The sequence below is a fragment of the Weissella sp. MSCH1 genome, from assembly GCF_045799135.1.
Lineage (GTDB): Bacteria > Bacillota > Bacilli > Lactobacillales > Lactobacillaceae > Weissella.
This window is the reverse complement of the sequence record NZ_JBJMBA010000025.1, coordinates 36,746-43,672: the sequence shown is the minus strand read 5'-3', so window position 1 is coordinate 43,672 and position 6,927 is coordinate 36,746. Positions and strand designations below refer to the sequence as shown.

5 protein-coding genes are annotated in these 6,927 nt (G+C 45.5%); all 5 read right to left on the bottom strand.

Going from position 1 to position 6,927, the window contains the following annotated elements; translation table 11 throughout:
- Window positions 1-503 precede the first annotated feature (503 nt).
- On the bottom strand, window positions 504-1,988 hold the full coding sequence (gene lysS, locus ACJ28U_RS01455) for a lysine--tRNA ligase (protein WP_043708584.1): 1,485 nt from the start codon (window positions 1,986-1,988) through the stop codon (window positions 504-506).
- 103 nt (window positions 1,989-2,091) lie between these two features.
- Window positions 2,092-2,985, bottom strand: a complete 894-nt coding sequence (gene hslO, locus ACJ28U_RS01450) for an Hsp33 family molecular chaperone HslO (RefSeq protein ID WP_099087625.1) — start codon at window positions 2,983-2,985, stop codon at window positions 2,092-2,094.
- A gap of 92 nt (window positions 2,986-3,077) precedes the next feature.
- Complete coding sequence (gene ftsH, locus ACJ28U_RS01445; RefSeq protein WP_099087626.1) at window positions 3,078-5,141, bottom strand: ATP-dependent zinc metalloprotease FtsH; 2,064 nt, start codon at window positions 5,139-5,141, stop codon at window positions 3,078-3,080.
- Between the two features lie 64 nt (window positions 5,142-5,205).
- The gene (gene hpt / locus ACJ28U_RS01440; protein WP_010373874.1) at window positions 5,206-5,802 is read right to left on the bottom strand and encodes a hypoxanthine phosphoribosyltransferase; all 597 of its coding nucleotides are present in this window, start codon (window positions 5,800-5,802) and stop codon (window positions 5,206-5,208) included.
- A 108-nt stretch (window positions 5,803-5,910) separates the two neighbouring features.
- The gene (tilS, locus tag ACJ28U_RS01435) at window positions 5,911-6,888 is read right to left on the bottom strand and encodes a tRNA lysidine(34) synthetase TilS (RefSeq protein WP_407618167.1); all 978 of its coding nucleotides are present in this window, start codon (window positions 6,886-6,888) and stop codon (window positions 5,911-5,913) included.
- Window positions 6,889-6,927: the final 39 nt, after the last annotated feature.

Sequence of the window (6,927 nt, the reverse complement as noted above, 5' to 3'; positions counted from 1 at the left end):
AGGCACGCCGCCAGCGTTCATCCTGAGCCAGGATCAAACTCTCAATTTGAAGTTTGAGTATAACTCAATTTTTGTTGTTTAACAGAAGTTAAACGAATTTACTAGCGAATTGACTTCGCAAATGTTTTTGCATCAAGAACTAGCTTGATGACCCTACACATTTGTTTCATCGAAACGATATTCAGTTTTCAATGACCTACGTCGTTGTCTCATTTGACAACTTATTTATCTTATCAGTTCATCAACTCGTTGTCAACAACTTGTTTCAAACTAATTTCGATTCGATTGCAACGAGATGAACACCTCGTAACAACTTAATCTATATTACAGAAGCGAACATCAATTGTCAACAACTTGTTTCAACTTCTTTTGTTTCATTTTTCGAGCGAAAATCGCTCACTGAAAAACTCAACTTGAATATAATACGACTATCGTCCAAACTTTGCAATACTTTTTGTAAACAAAAAACGCGGATGACTACTCATCCGCGTTTTCAGTCGTTATTAACGCATCGTTGGGAACAACAATACGTCACGAATCGTGTCCGTGTCAGTCAACAACATGACCAAACGATCGATTCCAATTCCCAATCCGCCTGTAGGTGGCATACCGTATTCCAAAGCCTCAATAAAGTCTTCGTCAATACCTTCCGCCTCATCGTTACCAGCATCACGCTCAGCCACTTGGGCCTCAAAACGCTCACGTTGATCAATTGGATCATTTAATTCTGTAAAGGCGTTACCATACTCTGCACCAACAATGAACAACTCAAAGCGATCCGTAAAGCGATCGTCTGTTTCGTTCTTCTTAGCCAAAGGTGACACTTCAACTGGGTGACCGTACACAAATGTTGGTTGGATCAATGTATCCTCAACAAACTCCTCAAAGAATTCGTTGATGATGTGGCCAACACCCCAGTATTGTTCATACTTAACACCCTTTTCGTCAGCAATCGCACGAGCTTCTTCGATCGTCATTGGTTGCCAGAAATCAACACCCGTCGTCTCCTTGATCAAATCAACCATGTGCTTACGAGCAAATGGTTGTGCCAAATCAATATCGTGGCCTTGGTAGGTTACCTTCAAATCATCAGTAACTGCAGCCGCGGCCGCCTTAATGATGTTTTCAGTTTCAACCATGACATCTTCAAAGTTCCAGTAAGCTGCATACGTCTCAATTACCGTAAACTCTGGGTTGTGCTTAGGGTCCATTCCTTCATTACGGAAGACACGCCCAATTTCATAAACACGTTCCATGCCACCAACAATCAAACGCTTCAAATGCAACTCGAGCGCGATACGCATGTACAAATCAATATCCAACGCATTGTGGTGCGTGATAAATGGACGCGCAGAAGCACCACCTGCTTCGTTTTGTAGCATTGGTGTTTCAACTTCAATAAAGCCTTCGCCATCCAAATAGTGACGAATAGCCGTGATAATCTTTGAACGCTTTACAAAACGTTCAAATGAATCTTCGTTTGAAATCAAATCCAAATAACGTTGACGGTACTTAGTTTCCACGTCAGTCAAACCGTGGAACTTGTCTGGCAAAGGACGCAATGCCTTCGTCAAGTGCGTCAAAGCCGTTACGTTAATTGACAATTCACCAGCGCGGGTCTTCATAACCGTTCCAGTGAAACCAAGAATGTCACCTAAGTCTGACTTCTTAAGCAATTCGTACGCTTCTTCACCAACAACTGGCTTTTGCACAAAGACTTGGATACGACCTGAACGATCCTTGATGTCCGCAAAGCTAATCTTACCTGAACGACGCTTGGTCATCATACGACCTGCGATCGTTACTTCAATTGCTTGTGCTTCCAAATCTTCTGCTGTTGTATCATCGTACAACTCGTGCAATTGTGCTGCAGTGTGTGTACGCTCAAAGCGGTGTCCGAATGGATCAATGCCCGCATCGCGCAACTCAGCCATCTTGTCACGACGTGCGATCATTTGGTCATTCAATGACACTTGTTGGTCAGCCATAATGTTGCCTCTTTTTCTTTCACTAATTTGTTATGACAGTGTTGTCACAGATAACTATAAGTTTGCCAATCTTAAGCACTTTTTGCAAGTGCTTAACCCAACTTTATAGTCCCTCAGCATCCTTCGCTGCAATAATCCCTGATAATTCTGCTTCATCAAACTGAATCTTCTTACCAGTAAATCGATCGACAATCTCAACACCGTGATCTTCCGCAAGCATTTCTTGCAAATCATTCATTGGTAAGGTTGCCAACATACGCTCATAATCGCGCTTAGAGATTTCAGGATACAAGGCCACTTCTGTCGTTGCCAACATCTTCACATCGTCCTTACCAAATAGGTTGAACAACAAATCCATTGGTGTGTGTCCCTCAACCAATTGTGATGAAATTGATGGCAAGTTAGCAAGCTTGTCTTCCAGTGCCGTAATATCTTCATCTGACGCATCAGGCAATGCTGAAATCATAAAACCACCCGCGGCAGCCACGGTACCATCTGGGTCAACCAAAACTGACACCGCTACGGCTGAAGGAATTTGTTCTGACTTGGCCATGTAGTACGTCAAGTCATCCCCAATCTCCCCCGTCATCAATTCAACTTGACCCGTAAATGGATCGCCTTCACCAATTTCCTTAGTAACTTGCAAGAATCCGTTAGCGCCCACGGCACCAGCCACATCCTGCATGCCCTTAGCCGTTAATGGCAACTCAACAGTTGGGTTCGTTACGTAACCGCGTACCTCACCTTGAGCTGATGCTTCCACGACAATTTTGCCAGCAGGGCCATCACCATTAATGACCACCGCTAAACGCTCATCACCCTTCAAAATGGCATTTGAAACCATCAAAGAGCCAAGCAACGCACGACCCAAAACGGTCGTACCAAGTTGTGAGGCCTCGTGGAACTTTGAGACTTCTGCCATCATTTCAGTCGCGTCAATGGCAATCGCACGGAAGTTTCCGTCAGTTGTCACTGCGCGCACAAGTGTATCTGTCATATTATATGTGCCTCTTATTATTTGTTTATTTTAGTATCAGTTTAACAGAAAAACCCGCTCAGGTAGAACCTGAACGGGCTTTCTTTCAATCATTAATCTTCATCAGTATGACGTGGTTCCAAAACTTCTGGCTTAACTGCTGCCTCTGACGCATCTTCGTCATCAACCAACTTGTTATTAGCCGCTTGCTTGGCTTCCTCGTATGACATTGGCGTAACCGTATCATTTTGAACCTTCGTTGATTCTGGCATCTTACCAGTCTCAAACAAACTCAAAATTTGCTTCTCGTCCAACGTCTCGTACTCCAACAAAGCCTTTGCGATTGCATCATGCTTGTCCTTGTACTCTTCGATGATTTCGTGGGCCTTGTTGTAACCCTCAGTCGTGATACGACGAACTTCTTCGTCAATCAAGCGTGCTGTTTCATCTGAATAAGCCGCTGACTCACCGTATGAACGACCCAAGAATGGTTGACCACCATTCTCAAGTTGGACCATACCTAGCTTGTCAGACATACCGTACTCCGTCACCATTGAACGTGCAATGTTTGTTGCTTGCTCAAAGTCGTTTGAAGCACCTGATGACTGTTGGTCAAAGATAATCTCTTCGGCCGCACGTCCACCCATCAAACCAGCAATTTGGTCCATGGCATCCGTCTTATTCATCAACATCTGATCTTCACGAGGCAACATGATGGCGTATCCGCCGGCACGTCCACGTGGCACAATCGTTACCTTGTGGACAACACGTGCTTCGTTCAGTACCAAACCAACAATCGCGTGACCCGCTTCGTGGTAAGCAACCGTTTGGCGTTCCTTAGCAGAAACCACACGGTCCTTCTTAGCTGGTCCTGCAATAACACGGTCTTCAGCTTCATCCACATCCTTGGCGTAAATCGTATCGTGGTTTTGACGAGCAGCCAACAACGCTGCTTCGTTCAACAAGTTTTCCAAATCAGCTCCAACGAAACCAGGCGTTTGCTTAGCAATTTCCTTCAAGTCCACATCATCAGCCAATGGCTTATTCTTAGCGTGGACGTTCAAGATAGCCTCACGACCCTTAACGTCAGGACGACCAACCAAAATCTTACGATCGAAACGACCTGGACGCAACAAGGCTGGGTCCAAGACATCTGAACGGTTGGTAGCGGCCATCACAATGACACCCTCACTACCTGAGAATCCGTCCATCTCAACCAACATTTGGTTCAATGTTTGCTCACGTTCATCGTGACCACCGCCCATGCCGGCACCACGTTGACGACCAACCGCATCAATTTCATCAATAAAGATGATTGATGGGGCAGCCTTCTTCGCATTGTCAAACAAATCACGGACACGACTAGCACCGACACCGACGAACATCTCCACGAAGTCAGAACCTGAAATCGAGAAGAACGGTACGCCAGCTTCACCGGCAACCGCACGGGCCAACAAAGTCTTACCAGTTCCTGGAGGGCCCTCAAGCAAAACACCCGATGGAATACGAGCGCCGAGCTTTAAGAACTTCTTCGGATCCTTCAAGAACTCAACAACTTCGACCAATTCTTGCTTTTCTTCTTCAGCTCCAGCAACATCCGCAAAGCGAACTTTGTTTTCTGAAGGATCAGCTGGCTTTGCCTTAGACTTACCGAAGCCCATCATGTTACCACGACCGCCTTGGCCACCTTGGCTCATGCCACCCATCATCAAGTAGAACAAACCAACCATCAACAAGATTGGCAACAACATCGTTGCCATGCTTCCCCAGAAGTTTGAAGGTTGTGGCTTCGTCGTTACTTCTGTCTTCGTCTTGTCAGCAGCCTTCTGCATTTCCTCAACAATTGGGTCATTACTAATCAATTGTGTCTCAAAACCAGTTACCTTAGCTGATGAACCACCAACTAATGACACAAGTGAATCAGACTTTGCGTCCTTATCAGTTTGTGCTTTGCGGTACTCACCCTTCACGTCGTAAACGCCGGCACCTGGTTGAATCGTGACATTCTTGATTTTCTTATCACGCAATTCCGTCATAAATTTCGACGTAGAAATAGTCTTCGTATTAGAAGTTTGCGATGGACCGGCTACCCAGTAAATCAACCCCATAATTCCGAGGACTACGATTACGTAGAACAAACTATTCCGGACGAAATTGCCGTTTCGTTGATTCTTCATCCATTCCTCCTACCGACAGCAACCGCTATCTGCGTTGTTTAATATATGTTATCCGAGTTGGAAATTAGTGCTCAGGTGTGATATCCACCGTGTCTACGACATCAGCATGGGCTGGGTCATAAACTTCGCGCTTCAAGACACCAACATATGGCAAATTGCGGTAAAGTTGCTTGTAATCCAAGCCATAACCCACCACAAATGCCTTTGGCACATCAAAGCCGATGTAATCAACAGTTGCTTCTACAACGCGGCCTTCCTTCTTGTCTAGCAAGCTGGCCGTCTTAACAGACTTTGCACCACGTTCCATCAACAAGTCGATCATAAACTTCAGTGAACGACCCGTATCAACGATGTCCTCCATGATGATGACGTCGCGTCCTGCGATATCCGTTTGCAAATCCGTTACAAGGTCAACTTCACCTGAAGAAGCAATCCCACCGTTGTAGCTAGAAACGTCAATAAATTCGACTTCAGCATATTGCATGTGGCGCATTACATCGACCGTCCAAAGTACGGCACCCTTCAAAACTGACAAAATGATTGGTGTACGTCCTTCATAATCGGCAGCCAATTGCTTACCAACACGTTCTGCTGCTTCGGCGATATCTTGCTCACTATAAAGTACGCGTTCGATATCGTTATTCATGTCCCATTGGTTCATGTCTGTTCAAATCTCCTAAATCTTAATTCCCCTACCGTTACATAGCATTAAGAATACCATGTTTGACGGTAAATGTTTAGTGCTACAAATAAAAGAAATGTGAACGCTTTAATGTTTTTGTGATAACAATAAATAGTTATCAAAGCGTTCTAGCTGTAATTGTCCACCTAAATCAATTAGCCCCGTCGACACGCTTGGATTGCGCATCAGTTGAATTGCCTGAGCGATTTGACTATCTTTGACGTTTAAGACGTGTTTTTTAGTCAGCCACGTTTGTATGATAATCGTCAAGACACTCTCATCTACTGTCCAATCCAGGCGTCCGGCCTCTAAAGCCTTAACGTGAACGTTAATCGCACCGTTCGCAAACTTTTGCAGCGCCGCCAACTGGGTCGCAAACGTCACCACGTGTTCAGCTGCCTGATCATTGATGCTAGTCAAAGCTGGTAGCACTGTTTGGCGCATGCGATTACGAGCAAACGTTTCGTCCGCATTGGTATAGTCTTCTACCCACTCAGTCAGTGGCTGAATGACCAAATCTGCTAGGTCAGCTTTCGTTAAATTCAACAATGGCCGGGCTAAATCAATATCGCCACGTAATTGCTGCCTTGGCGCCATCCCCACCAATTGCGTCAAACGACTGCCACGGGTCAACTTATACAAAATAGTTTCAACTTGATCCCCTTGGTGATGGGCAGTCACGATAATATTGGCGTCAACTTCACGAGCCATTTTAATGAGTGCTTCGTATCGCTTCTCCCGGGCTTGTTCTTCAACCGCTACAGTTGGAATAGTCTCCCAAGTAAGCGTTTCTATCAAACCATGGGCTAAATTCGGCGTGGCCGCAAATGTTCGGCGAACCAGCGCTTCCTCTGCAGCGGCATCATCCCGTAACTGATGATTCACATAGCCGGCGCTCACCGTTGGTTGCACATCAGCCGGCAGCGTCCCTTCCGTTAACCAGCGCAACAAGTGCAAGGAATCTTGCCCACCCGAAACAGCCACCAGCACGTGATCATGTTGGTCAAATAACCCTTGTTCCCGTATCTGTCGGGTTAAGTTCGCGCGTAATACTTTTGGTTGCATCGTTAACCTTCTTCCTCAATCACTCTTGGTTATTATTAT